13 protein-coding genes are annotated in these 18,894 nt (G+C 69.6%); 11 read left to right on the top strand and 2 right to left on the bottom strand.

What is annotated here, in order from left to right; genetic code table 11:
• Positions 1–175: 175 nt before the first annotated feature.
• Positions 176–2,158, bottom strand: a complete 1,983-nt coding sequence (locus GGR71_RS20670; protein ID WP_160963427.1) for a sigma-54-dependent Fis family transcriptional regulator — start codon at positions 2,156–2,158, stop codon at positions 176–178.
• A 255-nt stretch (positions 2,159–2,413) separates the two neighbouring features.
• Positions 2,414–3,346: a carbohydrate kinase family protein gene (locus tag GGR71_RS20675; RefSeq protein ID WP_160963429.1), complete on the bottom strand. Its 933-nt coding sequence runs from the start codon at positions 3,344–3,346 to the stop codon at positions 2,414–2,416.
• Positions 3,347–3,605: 259 nt separating this feature from the next.
• Here GGR71_RS20675 and GGR71_RS20680 point away from each other — a divergent pair, with 259 nt between their 5' ends.
• From GGR71_RS20680 to GGR71_RS20730, 11 genes are all read left to right on the top strand, one after another.
• Positions 3,606–4,652 (top strand): rod shape-determining protein, encoded by a 1,047-nt coding sequence (locus GGR71_RS20680; protein ID WP_010343692.1) that lies wholly within the window; start codon positions 3,606–3,608, stop codon positions 4,650–4,652.
• 169 nt (positions 4,653–4,821) lie between these two features.
• Positions 4,822–5,952: a rod shape-determining protein MreC gene (gene mreC / locus GGR71_RS20685; RefSeq protein WP_160963431.1), complete on the top strand. Its 1,131-nt coding sequence runs from the start codon at positions 4,822–4,824 to the stop codon at positions 5,950–5,952.
• Positions 5,949–6,434: a rod shape-determining protein MreD gene (gene mreD / locus GGR71_RS20690; protein WP_160963433.1), complete on the top strand. Its 486-nt coding sequence runs from the start codon at positions 5,949–5,951 to the stop codon at positions 6,432–6,434. Before mreC ends, mreD begins: the two co-directional genes overlap by 4 nt.
• A 1-nt stretch (position 6,435) precedes the next feature.
• Positions 6,436–8,496: a penicillin-binding protein 2 gene (mrdA, locus tag GGR71_RS20695; RefSeq protein WP_160963435.1), complete on the top strand. Its 2,061-nt coding sequence runs from the start codon at positions 6,436–6,438 to the stop codon at positions 8,494–8,496.
• Complete coding sequence (gene rodA / locus GGR71_RS20700; protein ID WP_160963437.1) at positions 8,493–9,599, top strand: rod shape-determining protein RodA; 1,107 nt, start codon at positions 8,493–8,495, stop codon at positions 9,597–9,599. Before mrdA ends, rodA begins: the two co-directional genes overlap by 4 nt.
• A gap of 325 nt (positions 9,600–9,924) precedes the next feature.
• On the top strand, positions 9,925–11,262 hold the full coding sequence (locus tag GGR71_RS20705) for a virulence factor family protein (RefSeq protein WP_160963439.1): 1,338 nt from the start codon (positions 9,925–9,927) through the stop codon (positions 11,260–11,262).
• Positions 11,259–12,686, top strand: a complete 1,428-nt coding sequence (locus GGR71_RS20710) for a glycoside hydrolase family 28 protein (protein ID WP_160963441.1) — start codon at positions 11,259–11,261, stop codon at positions 12,684–12,686. The genes GGR71_RS20705 and GGR71_RS20710 overlap by 4 nt, the downstream gene beginning before the upstream one ends.
• A 410-nt stretch (positions 12,687–13,096) precedes the next feature.
• Entirely contained in the window at positions 13,097–14,518 is a 1,422-nt protein-coding gene (locus tag GGR71_RS20715; protein WP_160963443.1) for a glycoside hydrolase family 28 protein, read from the top strand.
• Between the two features lie 168 nt (positions 14,519–14,686).
• Entirely contained in the window at positions 14,687–15,823 is a 1,137-nt protein-coding gene (gene mltB / locus GGR71_RS20720) for a lytic murein transglycosylase B (protein WP_160963445.1), read from the top strand.
• Positions 15,820–17,292, top strand: coding sequence for a septal ring lytic transglycosylase RlpA family protein (locus GGR71_RS20725; RefSeq protein WP_184452280.1), 1,473 nt, complete (start codon positions 15,820–15,822; stop codon positions 17,290–17,292). Before mltB ends, GGR71_RS20725 begins: the two co-directional genes overlap by 4 nt.
• Positions 17,293–17,442: 150 nt before the next feature.
• Positions 17,443–18,651 carry a D-alanyl-D-alanine carboxypeptidase family protein gene (locus tag GGR71_RS20730; RefSeq protein WP_160963449.1) on the top strand — a complete coding sequence of 403 codons (1,209 nt, stop codon included), beginning with the start codon at positions 17,443–17,445 and terminating at the stop codon, positions 18,649–18,651.
• Positions 18,652–18,894: the final 243 nt, after the last annotated feature.

Genomic DNA, 18,894 nt, shown 5'->3' on the forward strand with positions numbered 1-18,894 from the left:
AGCGACTTCAGTCGCGACATCGAAGCCAGGCATCCTCCAGCCGCATCAGCGGTTGGGGTGCGAATACCCGGCAGCACTTAGGCCGCTAGCGAATAGCAAGTCGGCATAGGTGAGGCTTCATTGGCGACACGCAGCAAATCCCTTGGATCGCCTTGGATCGCGATGCCGCATCAACTCAAGCCGTCGCCAAGCCATGCTTGCGCAGCTTGCGATACAAGGTGTTGCGGCTGATGCCCAGCGCGTCGGCGGTGCGGCTGACGTTCCAGCGGTGGCGCTCGAGCTGTTGCTGCAGCACGTTGCGCTCGGCGCTGTCCAGGGCGACACGGCCGGGTACGCCATCGGCGGCGTGCGCATCGTCGCCAAGCAGGCATGGTCCGCTGTCGGCGTCGACGATCTCCTGCGGCAGGTTGGGGATGCGGATGACGCCGTCGGCGCACAGCACCGCGGCGGTGCGCAGCACGTTGCGCAACTGCCGCAGGTTGCCGGGCCAGGCATAGCTGAGCAGCTTGTGCAGGGCGTCCTCGCTGATGCGCACCGGCTGTTCGCCGCTCTCCTCGCGCAACAGCGTGCGGATCAGTTCGGCCTTGTCGCTGCGCTCGCGCAGCGGCGGCAGATGCAGCACCACGCCGTTGAGCCGGTAGTACAGGTCCTCGCGAAAGCCGCCGGTGCCGACCATCTGCGCCAGATCGCGGTGGCTGGCGCTGATCACGTGCAGTTCCAGCGGCATCGCGCGGTCGCTGCCCAGCGGGGTCACGCTCTGTTCCTCCAGCACGCGTAGCAGGCGCGTCTGCAACGGCAGCGGCATGTCGCCGATTTCGTCCAGGAACAGGGTGCCGCCGCTGGCCTGCAGCAGCTTGCCGTGGCGTCCTTCGCGCGCGGCATCGGTGAAGGCGCCACGCGCATAGCCGAACAGTTCGCTCTCGATCAGCGCTTCGGGAATCGCTGCGCAGTTCACCGCCACGAATGGACGTTCGGCCCAGGGCGAACTGCGGTGCACCGCCTTGGCGAATTCTTCCTTGCCGGTGCCGGTGGCGCCGCACAGCAGGATCGACACGCGGTGCTTGGCCAGCTTCAGCGCATTGTCCAGGTTGTGCAGCATGCGCGGATCGGAGCCCACATGGTCGTTGCCGCGGGCTGCGTGGGCATCCTCGCCGGCGGCACGCGTACGGCCGGCAGCGCTGCGTGCGCGTGGCGGCTGCGCCAGGGCGAAGAAGCGGCGGCCGTGGCAGGCGCAGCGGATCGACCACAGCGTGCTGGCATCGTTGCGCGCGCGCTGTTCCAGCGTATCGAAATCCAGTTGCATCACCTGGGCGATGTCGCGCCCGACCAGCGGGGAGCGGTCGGACTTGCCCAGCTGTTCTAGCGTCGCTTCGTTGACCGCAAGCACGCGGCCGTCGCCGCCCACCGCGATCAGCGCCTCGTGCAGCAGTCCGGCGAACTCCGGACGGCTGTGAAAGCGCAGGATCCACGCATGCCGGTACTGTTCCAGGAAATAGGCGCGGGCGATCTGCGCCGCCGACATGCGTACCAGGGCGCCGGTATGGCATTGCACCAGCTTGGTGTCGCGCGCGTCGGGCGTGGACGCGTCCAGCACCGCCAGCAGATGGCCCTGCGGATCCAGGATCGGCGCACCGCTGCACGACAGTGGCAGATGCCGCTCCAGATAGTGTTCGCCACGGTGCACGCTCAGCGCGCTGCCCTCCACCGCGCAGGTACCGATGCCGTTGGTGCCCTGGTAGCGTTCGGCCCAGCTGGCGCCGCAGAACAGCCCGGTTTCGCGAAACGCGCGCAGCAGGGCCGGATCCTGCACGCTGTGCAGCACGGTCGCCTCGGTGTCGGCGAACACGACCGCGTAGCTGCCGCCGGCGATCTGCTCGTAGAGATTCTCCATCTCCACCTTGGCGATGCGCAGCAGCACCTCCAGCCGCTGCTGGCGCTCGCGCAACTCGCCGTTGTCGTGGACCATCGGCGAGGGATGGATATCCGGATCCAGGCCGTAGTCGTCGAGACAGCGCCGCCACGAACGCGCCAGCACAGGCGGCAAGGTCTCGATCTGGCGAAACTGGCGCATGCGCGCCAGCGGCGCGCAGTCGGCCTCGGCGGCGGATGGTGCGACGACCTTGGCTTGCGCGAGGCTGGCGACAGTCGACTCGGACATGGGCGCGCTCTCGTCCCCCCAAGGGGGCCCCTGGCGCAAGTGACGCACAAACCGGACCGGCGCTCAACCCGCAGTGCAACAAAAGCCGGGAGTGGGGAGTCGGGATTGGGGATTGGCAAAAGCGGCTTGGCTGGGGCGGCTTCTTTTCCGCTTAGGCCAAACGAAAAAACCGCGCGATCGCGCGGTTCTTCGTGGACTCAAGGCGCCAGGGGCCAGCTTTTACGAATCCCCAATCCCGACTCCCCAATCCCCGCCCTACAAGGCATAGCCGAACTGCTGCTTGAACTGGTCGTTGAATTCGTCGAAATCGAAGCGCTGGTTCTGGGTGCCGGGGTGCTCAACCTTCAGGGCGCCCATCAGATTGCCCATCCGCCCGATGGTCAGCCAGTCGCAGCCGCGCTGGATGCCGAAGATCAGGCCGGCGCGGAAGGCGTCGCCGCAGCCGGTGGGGTCGACCACGCGGCGCTCGTGCGCCGGCGGGATGTCGAAGGTCTTTTCCGGGGTGTGCACCAGCGCGCCCTTCGGGCCCTGGGTGGTGATGTAGGCCTGCACGCGCGAGACGATGTCCTTCTCGTCCCAGCCGGTGCGCTCCTGCAGCAGGTTGGACTCGTAGTCGTTGACCACCACGTAGTCGGCCTGCTCGATGAACTGGCGCAGCTCCGGGCCGTTGAACAGCGGCATCGCCTGGCCCGGGTCGAAGATGAACGGCACGCCGCCGGCGCTGAATTCCTCCGCATTCTGGATCATGCCCTCGCGCCCGTCCGGGCCGACCAGGCCCAGGGTCACGCCCGGCACGTCCTTCACGTGGTTCTCGTAGCTGCGCATCATCGCCCCGGGGTGGAAGGCGGTGATCTGGTTGTTGTCGTGGTCGGTGGTGATGAACGCCTGCGGGGTGAACAGCTCGTCGATCACCTTGACCCGCGACAGGTCGATGCCCAGCGCCTGGAAATGCTCGCGGTACGGGCCGAAGTCCTGGCCCACGGTGCCCATCGGGATCGGATCGCCGCCCAGCAGGTGCAGGTTGTAGGCGATGTTGCCGGCGCAGCCGCCGAACTCGCGGCGCATCCGCGGCACCAGGAACGACACGTTCAGGATGTGCACCTTGTCCGGCAGGATGTGGTTCTTGAACTGGTCCGGGAACACCATGATGGTGTCGTAAGCGAGAGAACCACAGATCAGTGCAGACATCGGGCAGGCCTTGGCGGAGGAATGAGCCCGCATTCAGGCGGGCGAGGGCGGGGTCGCCGCGGCGCAAAGGGTAACGGCTGCGGCCCGGCAGGGCCAGAACCACGATCCATCGCGGTCTCGCCGATACCACGCAACGCGTGGTTTTAGCGAGAATTTTCCTTGCCCGCACCCAGGCGGATTGCTAGGCTAGCGGACTTCGTTTTCTGCCCATTTTTTCGCCATTCTGGCGACGGCGCGCGCCCCAGGACCCAATCCCCCGATGTTCAAGAAACTCCGCGGCATGTTCTCCAACGACCTGTCCATCGATCTGGGCACGGCCAACACCCTCATCTACGTGCGTGGCCAGGGCATCGTGCTGAACGAACCGTCGGTGGTGGCGGTGCGCCAGGATCGGGCGATCGGCGGCACCCGCTCGGTGGCCGCGGTCGGCGCCGAGGCCAAGCAGATGCTCGGCCGTACGCCCGGCCACATCACCACCATCCGCCCGATGAAGGACGGCGTCATCGCCGACTTCACCTATACCGAGGCGATGCTGAAGCACTTCATCAAGAAGGTGCACAAGTCGCGCTTCCTGCGTCCCAGCCCGCGCGTGCTGGTGTGCGTGCCGGCCGGCTCCACCCAGGTGGAGCGCCGCGCGATCAAGGAATCGGCCGAGGAGGCCGGCGCCCGCGACGTGTACTTGATCGAGGAGCCGATGGCCGCGGCGATCGGCGCCGGCATGCCGGTGACCGAGGCACGCGGCTCGATGGTCATCGACATCGGCGGCGGCACCACCGAGGTCGCGGTCATTTCGCTGAACGGCATCGTCTATTCGCAGTCGGTGCGCATCGGCGGCGACCGCTTCGACGAGTCGATCACCAACTACGTGCGCCGCAACCACGGCATGCTGATCGGCGAGGCCACCGCCGAGCGGATCAAGCTGGAGATCGGCTGCGCCTACCCGCAGGCGGTGGTGCAGGAGATGGAGATCTCCGGCCGCAACCTCGCCGAGGGCGTGCCGAAGATGATCAAGATCAACTCCAACGAAGTGCTGGAAGCGCTGCACGAGCCGCTGTCGGGCATCGTCTCCGCGGTCAAGCTGGCGCTGGAGCAGACCCCGCCGGAACTGTGCGCCGACGTCGCCGAGCGCGGCATCGTGCTGACCGGCGGCGGCGCGCTGCTGCGCGACCTGGACCGGCTGATCTCCGAGGAAACCGGCCTGCACGTGCAGGTCGCCGACGATCCGCTGACCTGCGTGGCCCGCGGCGGCGGCCGTGCGCTGGAACTGGTGGACATGCACGGCAACGAGTTCTTCGCGCCGGAGTGAAGGTGAGGCCGGGAATGGGGAATCGGAAATGGGGAATAGAATGGCCCCTCCGTCTCCGCACTGCCGGCTCCGTCGCCACCGCACCGCCTCCATCCCGGCCTGATCGCGCCGGCAGTGCGCCGTTGCTTTCCGATTCCCCACTCCCGATTCCCCATTCCCGGCTCTAACCGTGCCTCCTTACGCCGGTCCTCCCGTCACCGCCCGCCCCGGCGAATCCGCCAGCACGCCGCGCCTGCTGGCCTACCTGGCGCTGGCGCTGGTGCTGATCGTGCTCGACGCGCAGGCCGACTGGCTGGCCCGCCTGCGCAGCCAGGCCACGGTGCTGGTGCAGCCGATCTGGGCGCTGGCCGGCCTGCCGGGGCGGCTGGGGTCGCAGGTGCAGGAGAACGCGGCCAGCCACGCGCAGCTGGTCAAGGAAAATCGCGCGTTGCGCAACGAACTGCTGATTGCCAAGGCGCGCCTGACCCGGCTGCAGACCGCGGCACTGGACAATGCGCAGCTGCGCGAACTGCTGGGCGTGGCCGAGCGCCGCGGCCTGGACGTGCAGCTGGCGCCGATCCTGGACATCGACCTGGACCCGACCCGGCAGCGGCTGGTGCTCGACGCCGGCGGCCGCGACGGCGTGCACGTGGGCCAGGCGGTGATCGACGCCGGCGGTCTGATGGGCCAAGTGATCGCGGTGACCCCGCTGCACTCCACCGTGCTGCTGCTGACCGACCCCGACCACGCGGTGCCGGTGACGGTGGCGCGCAACGGCGTGCGCCTGATCGTCTACGGCCGCGGCGGCAGCCTGGAACTGCGGGATATCCCGCTCAGCGCCGGCGTCGAGGTGGGCGACGAGATCGTCACCTCCGGCCTGGGCGGCCGCTTCCCGGCCGGCTTCCCGGTCGGCACCATCTCCGCCCTGCGCCCGGACGACACCCACGCCTTCTTGGTCGGCGAACTGAAGCCGGCGGCGAAGCTGGACCGCGGGCGCGATGTGTTGTTGCTGCGGCCTTCGGCCGCTGCAACGGGATTGGGGATTGGGGATTCGGGATTGGTGAAAAGCCGGGGCAATAGCGCTGACACCGCCTCGGCGGCGGCCCAGCCGCCGCCCGCCTCCGCAGCCCCTGGTGCCCAGGCCAATGCCCCGGCGGCGGCGCTGGCAACAGGCAAGACCGACTCGGTCAATCACGCTGCCACCGCCAGTGGCACGCCCGCCTCACCAGCGGCGGCCTCCGCCAAGCCCAAACGACCAGCCGCTTCGCCAATCCCCAATCCCCAATCCCCAATCCCGGCTCCAAAGGAGCCCACCCAATGAGCCGCCTGCGCAGCAAGGGCTGGGTCCTCCCGGTCAGCGTGATCGCGGCGCTGTTGCTGGGGCTGATGCCGTTGCCGCTGGCGGTGCAGCCGCTGCGGCCGTACTGGCTGGCGCTGGTGGTGGCGTACTGGGTGATCGAGACCCCGGACAAGGTCGGGCTGGGCTTCGCCTTCGCGGTCGGGGTGCTCGCCGATCTGCTGTACGGCGGGGTGTTGGGCGAGCAGGCGCTGCGCCTGGTGATCCTGAGCTTCATCCTGCAGCGCTTCCGCGCGCGCATCCGCTTCTTCCCGATGTCGCAGCAGGCGCTGGCGATCGGCGGGCTGCTGGTCAACGACCGCATCGTCGCCGCGGCGGTGCACCTGGCCGTCGGCGAGCCGACGCTGCCGTGGAACTACTGGTGGGCGCCGCTGCTGGGCATGGCGCTGTGGCCGCCGCTGTTCGTGCTGCTGGACGCGCTGCGGCTGGGCCGGCGGAGCAAGTAGCATGGCCCTGCACCCGCGCCGCGCGCAGAAGAACCCGCACGCCGAGGCCGAGCAGTTCCGGCGCCGCGCGGCGCTGGGCTTTCTCGGCGTGCTGCTGGCGTTGCTCGGCCTGGGCGGCTGGTACTTCAAGCTGCAGGTGCTGGACCACGACGTCTACGCCACCCGCTCCGACGCCAACCGCATCAAGCCGCGGCCGGTGGTACCCGGGCGCGGCATGATCTACGACCGCAACGGCCGTCTGCTGGCCGAGAACGTGCCCGCGTTCCGGCTCGACGTGACCCCGGACAAGGTCGCCGACATGGATGCGCTGCTGGCCGAACTGGGCAAGGTCATCGCGCTGTCGCCGGAAGACATCGAACGCTTCCAGGCCGCGCGCAAGGCCAGCCGCAGCTTCCGTCCGATCACCCTGAAGCTGCGCGTCAGCGAGGAGGAGCGGGCGCGCTTCGCGGTGGACCGCTGGCGCTTCCCCGGCGTGGAGCTGGAACCCTACCTGACCCGGCACTACCCCTACGGCGACCTGTTCGCGCACATCATCGGCTACGTCGGCCGCATCGACGAGAAGGACCTGGAGACGCTGGGCGAGGGCAACGCCGCGCTGACCCACATCGGCAAGTCCGGGCTGGAGCGCTATTACGAAGAAGAACTGCGCGGGAAAGTCGGCTACGAGCAGGTCGAGACCAACGTGCAGGGCCGCGCGATCCGCACCGTCGGCCGGGTGCCGGCGCAGTCCGGCGCCGACCTGCGCCTGTCCATCGACGCCGACCTGCAGCGTGCCATGGTCGCCGCCTTCGGCGACTACCAGGGCTCGGCGATCGCCATCGATCCGCGCACCGGCGAGATCCTGGCCATGGTCAGCCTGCCGTCCTACGACCCCAACCTGTTCGTCAACGGCATTTCCCACGCCGATTTCCAGGCGCTCAACAGCGACCCGTCGCGGCCGCAGTTCAACCGCCTGGTGCTGGGCGGCGTGGCGCCTGGCTCCACCATCAAGCCGTTCATGGGCCTGGCCGGCCTGGACAGCGGCACCCGCCGCCCGGAGGACAAGATCCTCTCCACCGGCATGTTCTACCTGCCCGGGGTCAGCCGCGGCTGGGGCGACTCGCATCGCGGCGGCCACGGCTGGACCGACCTGCGCAAGTCCATCGCGCAGTCGGTGAACACCTACTACTACAAGCTGGCCATCGACATGGGCATCACCAAGGTCGACCAGTACATGAGCCGCTACGGCTTCGGCGTGCCCACCGGCATCGACCTGGTCGGCGAGACCGGCGGCATCGTGCCGTCGCCGGCGTACAAGGCCAAGAGCCGCAAGGAAGCCTGGTACCCCGGCGACACCGTCAACATCGCCATCGGCCAGGGCGACTGGAAGGTGACGCCGCTGCAACTGGTGCGCGGGGTCGCCGGCCTCGCCGATGGGCAGCTGCGCACGCCGCACCTGGTGATGGCCACGCGCCAGGCCTTCGACCAGCCATGGGCACCGGTGCAACTGGGGCCGAGCAAGCCGATCAGCGACAACCCCAGCAATCTGCAGGCGGTGCGCGAAGGCATGATGGACACCATGCGCCCGGGCGGCAGCGGCTATGCCATCACCGTCGGCGCGCCGTACCAGATGGCCGGCAAGACCGGTACCGCGCAGGTGGTCAGCCGCAAGGGGCTGGCCGCGGTCGATCCGCGCAGCCTGCCGATGCACTTGCGCCATCGTTCGCTGTTCGAAGGCTTTGCGCCGGCCGAGCGGCCGACCATCGCCCTGGCGATCGCGGTGGAAGGCGGCGGCTACGGCGCCAGCACCGCCGCGCCGATCGCGCGCAAGATCTTCGATGCCTGGCTGCTCGGCCGGTTGCCGCCCGGCGTCGAGCCGCTGGACAGCCTGCGTGGCGCCACTGCGTTCGGCAGCCACCTGTATTACGCCGAGGACCCGGGTTCGCGCGCTGCCGCCGATGCGGTCGCACTGGCCACCGGCGAACGCCCGGTGCTGATCGGCCAGGCCGAGGTGGACGCCGCGGCGGTGCCGCTGCAGGCGGCGACGCCGGCGATTCCCGACGAGATTCCGGACGAGCGATGAAGGATTTCCTGCGCTGGCTGGTCGACATCGGCGGCCGCTTCACCCGCACCCTGGACTGGCCGCTGTGCCTGGCCCTGGGCGCGCTGATGGCGATGGGGCTGGCGGTGCTCAAGAGCGCCGGCGGCATGCACCTGGTGATGGCGCAGGGCGCGCGCTTCGCCATCGGCGCGGTGGCGATGTGGAGCCTGTCGCGGGTGTCGGCGCTGCGCCTGCGCGCCTGGACGCCGCTGATCTACGCGCTGTCGATGCTGCCGCTGCTGGCGGTGTTCGTGCTGGGCACCGGCAAGTACGGGCGGCAGTGGCTGGACCTGAAGGTGTTCTACCTGCAGCCGGCCGAACTGCTGAAGATCAGCATGCCGATGATGGTGGCCTGGTACCTGCACCGCATGCCGCTGCCGCCGCGCATCCCCACGGTGCTGGTCAGCGCGGTGATCATCGGCATTCCCACCGCCTTGATCATGCTGCAGCCGGACTTCGGCACCGGCGTGCTGATCGCCGCCAGCGGCGGCTTCGTGCTGCTGCTGGCCGGTCTGCCGTGGTGGTGGGTGGGCATCGCGGTCGGTGGCGTCGCCGCGGCCGCGCCGGTGGCCTGGCTGTGGCTGCTGCGGCCGTACCAGAAGGACCGCATCATGATGTTCCTCAACCCGGAGAACGACGCGCTCGGCGCCGGCTGGAACATCATCCAGTCCAAGATCGCGATCGGCTCCGGCGGCCTGCACGGCAAGGGCTGGGGCCTGGGCTCGCAGTCGCACCTGAACTTCATCCCCGAGCAGACCACCGACTTCGCCTTCTCCGTGCTCAGCGAGGAGTTCGGCTGGATCGGCGTGGCCACGGTGCTGACCCTGTACCTGATCGTGATCGGGCGCTGCCTGTGGATCGCCTCGCAGGCGCGCGACACCTTCTCGCGGCTGCTGGCCGGCGCCACCGGCCTGGCGTTCTTCGTCTATGTGCTGGTCAACGGCGGCATGATCTCCGGGCTGTTGCCGGTGGTCGGCGTGCCGATGCCGCTGATGAGCTACGGCGGCACTTCGGCGGTGTCGCTGCTGGCCGGATTGGGCCTGGTGATGGCGGTGAAGGCGCACCGTCCGGTGCACGGTTACTGAGCGATTCGCCGTGCCACCGGCGCGCGCTGGCTTAACCGCTCCCTTGCAGGGCGATGGTCGCAGGATTGCGGCGCGTGTCACGCGTGCCACAATCTGCGTCGATGCCACGTGGCGCGCGCCGCTCCCCCCGGCCCACACGCGTGCAGGAACTTCCGGGCAGGCAGGTGCGACCCCGCGCATCCATCCCAGCCCATATCGCCGAGGCACCCCACGCAGCGCATCCGCCGATCCGGGCCCTGGCCCGTGCGTCCGCGTCGTCCGCCGCTCCCTCGCCGTTTCCGTGGTTGTCCCGATGCTCGGCGTTGGCCGAGATGGATGCGTGTCGATGAAATTCCTGCGTGTGTTGCTGTTGACGAGCGTGGTGCTGGGCCTGAGCGGCTACGCACTGCTGCGCTATTACTTTCCGCCTGGGGCGTTGCACGCTCGCGGCTATGGCCGCACGACCCTGGTGCACCCGCAGGGGGCGCCGCAGGGCCTGGTGATCCTGCTGGCCAGCGGCAGCCCGGCACAGCGGCAGGCCGCTGCGCAGCGCATTGCCGCCAGTGGCGCGCTGGTCGCGGTGGTCGACGGTCAGCGCTATCTGAAGCATCTGCGCCGTGGCGGCCATGGTTGCGATAAGGCCTGGCACGACGCCGAACGGTTGAGCCGGCGACTGCAGCGGCAATTGCACGGCGACAGCTATTACCTGCCGGTCCTGGCCGGCACCGGCACCGCCGCGACCCTGGCCGCGCGCATCGTCGGCGCGGCGCCCTCCGCCACCCTGGGCGGCGCCATCGGCGTGGCCCCGGCACCCACCGAGGTCTGCGCCGGCACCGCCGCCGCCACCGCGGCGCAGGGCTTCGTCGACACCGTGGCGGCGCCGGCCGACGGCGGCGTGGATGCCGCGCTGGCCGCGCGGGTCGCCGCGCACCTGCATGCGCGCGGCCGTGGCGGCGCGCTGGACGATCTGCCATTGACCGAGCTGCCATCGGCGACCCCGGGCGCACCGCTGGCCATCGTGCTGTCCGGCGACGGCGGCTGGCGCGACATCGACAAGGGCATGGCCGAGGCCCTGCAGCGGCGCGGCATCGCCGTGGTCGGCTGGGACAGCCTGCGCTACTTCTGGCGCGCCAAGCCGCCGGCCCGCGCCAGCGCCGACCTGAGCCGGGTCATCGCTTACTACCAGCAACGCTGGCGTCCGCAGAAGATTCTGCTGGTCGGCTATTCCTTCGGCGCCACCACGCTGCCGTTCATGGTCAACCGGCTGCCGCCGGCACAGCGCGAGCAGGTCGGCCTGGTGGCGTTGCTGGGCCTGGAGCACAAGGCCGATTTCCAGATCCGCGTGCGCGGCTGGCTCAACCTCGGCGATGACGGCGATGCGTTGCCGGTGCAGCCGGAACTGGCGCGGATTCCCGCGGGGCAATTGCTGTGCGTGTACGGCGACAAGGAAAAAGATACGCTCTGCCCACAATTGCGCGGACGTGGTGCGGAGGTCGTGATGTTGCACGGTGGGCACCATTTCGACGATCACCCGGCCGGCCTGGCGACGATCGTCGACACCCGCTGGCAGCAACTGTCCGCCGGCGCACAGCCCATCGCCGAACTGCGGGCGGCGCACCCCGCGCCGGCCGCGGCATCGCCCTCGGCCACGCCGCAGCCACCGCAGGGCGCACTCCGGCAATGACCTCATGCGTACGCGCGGCGCTGCTGCTCGGCGGCCTGCTCGCCGCCGCCGCGTTCGCCAGCGCGGCGGCGACCGGCGATTCCCGCCACGTGGTCGAACCGCACCTGCCACCGGTGTGCATGGCGCTGGACGCCACCCTGCAGGCCCAGCAGCGCCGCTTCGCCGACGCGCAAGAGCGCAGCGCGCCGGACACCGCGCGCCTCCAGGCCGCGCTCGACCGCTGCGCCGACGGCGCGCACGGCGCGGTGCTGCTGCGCGGCGGCAGCGGCAACGCCTTCCTCAGCGGGCCGTTGACGATCCGCAGCAACACCACGCTGGTCATCGACAGCGGCGTGACCCTGTACGCCTCGCGCCAACCCGCCGACTACCAGGTCCCCGGCCGCAACGCCTGCGGCCAGGCCGCGGCCCGCAGCGGCGGCTGCCGCGCGCTGATCACCCTGCAGGGGCGCAGCCTGGGGGTGATGGGTGTGCGCGACACCGCCGGCCACCAGGGCAGCATCGACGGCCGCGGCGACCTGCCGATGCTCGGCGGCAGCGACAGCTGGTGGCAGTTCGCGCGCAGCGCCAAGGCCGCCGGGCTGACCCAGAACGCGCCCGATCTGATCCGCGCGCAGGACGTCGCCGATCTGCAGCTCTACCACGTCAACCTGATCGATGCGCCGTACTTCCACCTGTTCGTGCACGGCGGCGACGGCGTCACCGTGTGGGGCGTGCGGGTCAGGGCGCCGGCCAACAGCCCCAACACCGACGGCCTGGATCTGGACAGCGTGCGCAATGCGACCCTGGCCGACAACGACGTGATGGCCGGCGACGACGGCATCGCGATCAAGACCAGCGCCGCGCGCTCGGCCGCCATCACCGTGCGCGACTCGCGCTTCTACGGCACCCACGGCATCTCCATCGGCAGCGAGGTGATGTACGGCGTCGACAACGTGCGGGTGGACGGCAACAGTCTGGTCGGCCACGACGCCGACGGCATCGTCGCCACCGACAACAACGGCCTGCGCATCAAGACCGGCCTGGCCAAGGGCGGCCCGGTGCGCGACGTGCTCTACCGCAACACCTGCCTGTTCGGCGTGGCCAGGCCGCTGGTGATCACGCCGCTGTACGGTAACGACCGCGGCGGCAGCCGCAGCGGCAGCGTGCCGACCTACGCCGGGATCGTGGTCGATGGGCTGCGTGCGCAGGACACGCCCGCCGGCAAGGGCGGCACGGTGCAGGGATACAGCGCCGCCACGCCGCTGGATCTGGTGCTGGCTAACGTGGCGGCCGATGGCGTGGCCTTGCATGCACGCAACGCACGCATCGGCGTGGACCACGCCACACTGCGTTTCGACGACGGCAGCGACGCCGACACCCATCCGGTCGCGCTCGCCGGCGCAGCGCCGGCCTGCGGACGCGCGCCGGTGTTTCCCGCGCTGTAACCGCAGTGTCCGATCGATGCACTTTCCGCGCCGGCCGGCGTGGACGCGGCTGGCGTCTTCGAACTCGGGCGCGTGACTCGCGGTAGCGCAGCCGCGTTGGAAGGATCGGTCGAGCAGCGCATGACGATGTTGCCCGTGGTGCAGCCGACGCCGGTCGCCATCCGGGATGCGTCGTTGTCCAGGCCAGCGGCGTTCGCGGCGCGTAGACGGCGAAGGAAAAGGAGGCGTACTGCCCGGATTGCACGCGTGCGGGGTAGGTCGTGGCGCCGCGTGCAGGGTTACCATTTCGACGCGCGTCGGGGATCGTCGACATCCGCCAGCAGCGCAGCAGTTGCCCGACGACCTGCGTCCATCGTCGCGTTCGACGCGCCGCGACGCGCGCGCTTCCTTCCCCACACTATCCCCCGATCATGACCACTCACGTTTCCATTGCGCTTTTGCTTGGCTGCCTCACTGCCCTGGCCGTTTCCGACGTCGCTGCTGCGACCGGCGATACGCGGGTCGTCGCCGAACCGACCGTCCCGGCCCTCTGCGGTAATCCGCTCGACGCCACGCTACAGCCCCAAGGGCGGGTGTTTACCGATGCCCAAGAGCAGAACGCACCGGACACCGCACGCATCCAGGCCGCCCTCGACCGCTGCGCCGCTGCCGGTGGACAAGGCGCGGTGCTGTTGCGTGCCGGTGCCGGCAATGCGTTTCTCAGCGGGCCGCTGAACATCGCCACCAACGTCACGCTGGCGATCGACACGGGCGTCACCCTGTTTGCCTCGCGCAAGCCCGCTGACTACCAGGTCGCCGGTGCCAACAGCTGTGGCAAGGCCGCCTCCGGCAGCGGTGGCTGCCGCGCGCTGATCAATCTCAAGGGCAAGGCCTTGGGGGTGATGGGCTTGCGCGACGGCAGCGGCCGCCAGGGCAGCATCGACGGGCGCGGCGACCTGCCGATGCTCGGCGGCAGCGACAGCTGGTGGCAATTCGGCGAGAAGGCCAAGGCCAGTGGCCTGACCCAGAACAGCCCGGACCTGATCAAGGTGCAGAACGCCAGCGACGTGCGCATCTACGACGTCAATCTGCTCAACGCCCCGTACTTTCACCTGTTCGTCCACATCGCCGACGGAGTCACCGTCTGGGGCGTGCGTGTCAAGGCCCCCGCGGGCAGTCCCAATACCGACGGGCTGGATCTGGATAGCGTCACCAACGCAACGCTCTACGACAACGACGTGATGAGCGGCGACGACGGCGTGGCGATCAAGACCATCGCCGCCAAGTCGGCCAACATCACAGTGCGCAACTCGCGGTTCTACGGCACCCACGGCATCTCCATCGGCAGCGAGGTGATGTACGGCGTCGACAACGTGCTGGTGGACGGAAACAGTCTGGTCGGCCACGATGCCGATGGCGCGATCAGTACCGACAACAACGGGCTGCGCATCAAGACCGGCCTGGCCAAGGGCGGCCCGGTCAGCGATGTCACCTATCGCAACACCTGTCTGTTCGGCGTGGCCAACGCGCTGGTGATCAATCCGCTGTACAGCGGCGGCGGCAGCGGGACGGTACCGACCTTCAGCAAGATCCTGGTCAACGGACTCACTGCGCAGGGCACGCCGAAAGGTAAGGGCAGCGCGGTGCAGGGCTACAACGCCGCGACGCCGCTGGACCTGGTGCTGGCCAGCGTGGCCGCCGACGTCACCGCGCTCAAGGCCACCAATGCGCGGATCGGCGTGGACCGCTCCAACCTGCAGCTGAGCGCCGACAGCAACGCCACCACGTATGCGACCTCGGTGGCCGGCACGGCGCCGGTCTGCGCGCGCGCACCCGTGTTTCCCGCGCTGTAAGCGCGCGCACCTGCGCACAGCGCCGCGCGCCTCGCGTGCGGCGCCTGGTCCGGTCGGGGCGGCGAGCCCCTGACAGGAATGCTGCGCGTGCACTTGACCTGCGGCAAAGTTCTTTTGTTTCATGGCGTTATTGGTAGAAATTCATCTTGAATCTGTTAGTCTGCCGGCATGATCCGACGCTCGCTGATTTGCCTGCTCACGCTTGGCCTGGTCGCATGCGCGACCCAGCCCAAGGCGCCGCCGTCGCCGCCGCAGGCCAGTGCGCCGCCGCCGGCCCCCCGCCCGGCACCACCGGTCGAAGCCGCACCCGAGGCGGTACAGGCGCCGCCGGTGGACCTGACCCCGGTGCCGTTCGAGGTCGCTCGCGCCAACTTCGTCCGCGACACCGCGGCCAGGTACGGCATCGATCCGGCGCAGATCGAGGCGACCCTGGCGCAGGCCCAGTTCAAGGATGCGATCGTCGCGGCGATGTCGCGCCCGGCCGAGCGGGTCAAGCCGTGGAGCGAATACCGGCCGATGTTCATCAGCCAGGCGCGGATCGATGGCGGCCGCGCGTTCCTAGCCACGCATCGCGACGAACTGCAGCGGGTGCAGGCGCGCACCGGCGTGCCGGCCGAAGTCATCGTGGCGATCATTGGCGTGGAGACCAGCTACGGCAAGAACGCCGGCTCCTACCGCGTGCTGGATGCGTTGTACACGCTGGCGTTCCGCTACCCGCGCAGCGGCGACCCCGCCAAGCTCGAGCGCGAGGTGCGCCGCGAGCTGTTCTTCCGCGACGAACTCGGCCAGTTGTTCGCGCTGGCGCGCGAGGAGAACCTGGACATCACCACCCTGACCGGCAGCTATGCCGGCGCGATGGGCCTGGGCCAGTTCATGCCGTCCAGCTACCGCCAGTTCGCGGTGGATGGCGATGGCGACGGCAAGCGCAACCTGTTCACCGACTACGACGACGCGTTCTCGTCCATCGCCAACTACTTCGTCAAGAAGGGCGGCTGGGTGCGCGATGGCGTGGTCGCGGTGCCGGCGATGCTGCGTCCGGGGGCGGAAGAATTCAATCCGACCGACTGGACGCCGACCTACACCCTGGCCGACCTGGCCGCGCGCGGCTACACGCCGACCGCACCGGTGCCGACGTCCGCTGGCAACGCCACGCCGATCACCCTCGACGGCAGCACCGGCAAGCAGTACTGGCTGGGCTTCCAGAACTACTACGCGATCACCCGCTACAACAATTCCAAAATGTACGCGATGGCCGTCTACCAACTGTCCCAGGCCATCGCCGGCAAGGAGTTACCCCCGGCATGAACCCGAACGCGCTGCTCCGGATCGCTCCCGTCGTCGCTGTGCTGGCGCTGGCCGCCTGCAGCAGCGCCCCGAAGAAGACCGCCGGCGGCGCCGGACCCGGCATCCGGGTCGAGGGCAAGGGGCCGGCGCACGTCGCCACCGGCTGCCCGTCGACCTCGCCCTATGCGCCGGCCAAGGAAGATCCGTCCAAGCGCGGCAACTACACCGCCGGCGGGCTGTACGCGCCCGGCGTGCGCGACAGCACCCCGGACTACGTGCCCAACGTCGCCTGCATCCCCGAGCCGCTGGTCACCGACGAACCGCGTTCGGCGATCGGCAACCGTTCTCCGTACATGGTGCTGGGCCGCGAGTACGTGGTCATCGACGATCCGCACAGCTATGTCGAGCGCGGCACCGCCTCGTACTACGGCAGCAAGTTCCATGGCCGGCTGACCTCCAACCGCGAGGTCTACGACATGTACGCGTTCACCGCCGCGCACAAGACCCTGCCGCTGCCCAGCTTCGCCCTGGTCACCAACCTGGACAACGGCGAATCGGTGGTGGTGCGGATCAACGACCGCGGCCCGTTCCACGACGACCGGCTGATCGACCTGAGCTACGCGGCGGCGGTCAAGCTCGGCATCACCGGCAAGGGCACCGGCCGCGTGGAAGTGCGCGGACTGACCCCGGCCGACAACGGCGACCTGCTGGCACGGCGCACTCCCGGCCGGCGCCCGGCGACGCTGCTGGCCAGCGCGTCCACCGCGACCGCCACGCGCGATCCCGCGGCGGTGCGGCGCGCGGCGGACATGGACAACCTGGTCAAGACTCTGCCGGCGAAGTCGGCCGGATCGGCCGGCGGCAGCGTGGCCGCCGCCACGACCGTGCCGGTGGCTGCGGTTGCTGCGCCTAGCGCCGCAGCGGCGACCGCCACGGCCGCGGCGCTGCCGGAAGGCGAGCGCTGGCGCTATCGCGTCCAGGACGCGCCAGGCCGGGTCGGCGATGCCGATCGTTTCGACGCCTGGATGAAGTCGCGCGGCGTGCGCGTGGCCACCGGCAAGCCGACCGCCCCGGCGCCCAGCGTGGCCGCGGCGAGCACCCCGGTGCGCGGATCCCGCGGCACCGCAGCCGTCACGCCCACGGCCGCCCCTGCCGCGGCTGCGCAGAGCGTTGCCGTGGCCACGCCGACGCCGGCGACTCCCGCCAGAGCGGTCGCCACCGCCGAGCCGCGCGCCGAGGCCGACAGCGCGCGCGGGCCGCTCGGCATCCTGCTGCAGGTGGCCAGCTTCGCCAGTCGCGAGAACGCCAACCGCGCGCTGTCGCAGTTGGCCTCGGCCGGCATCGTCGGCGCCAGCATCAGCGACATCGTTTCCGGTGGCCGCACCCTGTGGCGGCTGCGGGTGGCGGCCGAGGATCATGGCCGCGCCGCGGAACTGGCCAGCCGCATCGCCGGCCTCGGCTTCGGTCGGCCGCAGATCGTCAAGGACTGAGGCGGCGCACCCGCCACCGCGGGGCCCGCGGTGCGCCGATGGCTTAACGCCGGTTGGCGCGCGTGTCCGCGCCGCGCCTGCCCGGGCGCCGGCTCGGCCTACAATGTCGCGTTTTCCATCGGCCTTCGGGCCCGCCAGGAGTCGTTTTAGATGAAATTCCGCTTCGCCGTCGCTGCCGTGGCCACGTTCGCCGTCGGCCTGGTTTCCGCGCAGACGCCCGGCCCGGTTCCCGCGCCGCCGGCCGCCGCCGCCGCTCCGGCCACCGTGGCGATCCCGCCCGCGCCCAAGCCGGCCGTGTCCAAGTCCTGGGTGCTGATGGACTACGCCACCGGCCAAGTGCTGGCCGGCGAGAACGAACACGAACGCGTGGCCCCGGCCAGCATCACCAAGGTGATGACCTCGTACGTGATCGCGGCCGAACTGAAGCTGGGCAAGATCACCCGCGACGACCAGGTCATGCTCAGCGAGCGCGCCTGGCGCGAGGGCGGTGCCGGCACCGACGGCAGCTACAGCGGGTTCCCGGTCAACAAGACCGCGCGCCTGGAAGACATGGAAAAGGGCATGGCGATCCAGTCCGGCAACGACGCGGCGATCGCGTTGGCCGAACATACCGCCGGCAGCGAGGAAGCCTTCGCGTCGCTGATGAACGAGTACGCGAAGAAGATCGGCATGACCGGCTCGCATTTCGTCAACGCCCACGGCCTGTCGGCCGAAGGCCACTACACCACCGCCTACGATCTGGCGCTGCTGGGCCGGGCGATGGTGCGCGACTATCCGGAAACCTACGCGTACAACAAGATCAAGGAATTCCGCGTCGGCGACATCACCCAGCCGAACCGCAACCTGCTGCTGTGGCGCGACCCCAGTGTGGACGGCATCAAGACCGGCCACACCTCCGAGGCCGGCTACTGCCTGCTCAGCTCGGCCAAGCGCGGCGACCAGCGCCTGATCGCGGTGGTGATGGGCGACAGCTCCGAGAAGCAGCGCGCCGAGGACAGCCTGGCGCTGCTGAACTGGGGCTTCCGCTTCTTCGAGACCCACAGCCTGTACGAGCCGGGCAAGCAGGTCGCGCAGCAGCGCGTGTGGAAGGGCACCGAGAAGCAGGTACTGCTGGGCGTGGCGCAGCCGCTGCTGGTCAGCGTGCCGCGCGGCCGCTACAACGAACTGAAGCCCGCAATCGAAGTGCCCAAGACCCTGGAGGCGCCGATCAAGCAGGGCCAGCAGATCGGCATGGTCAAGGTGAGCCTGGACGGCAAGGTGGTGGCGCAGGCCCCGCTGGTGGCGCTGAAGGCGGTCGACGAAGCCGGCTTCTTCAAGCGCCTGTGGGACAGCTTCTGGATGTGGTGGGAATCGGAGTAAGTTCCTCACGTCTCGAAAAAAGCCGGCTGACGCCGGCTTTTTTCTTGGGGATTCGTGAGTGGGGATTCGGGATTGGTGGCACACCGCGTGCGTGCTGCCTCTTGCTCTTCGTAGGAGCGGCTTCAGCCGCGACGCCTTACCGGTAACGCGTCGCGGCTGAAGCCGCTCCTTGTATCTGGACGTGACGCCCCTAAACAGGCGTCATGTCTTCCGACTGATCATCGGAGGAGGTGCGGGAAGTCC

Source organism: Xanthomonas sp. F1 (assembly GCF_014199855.1).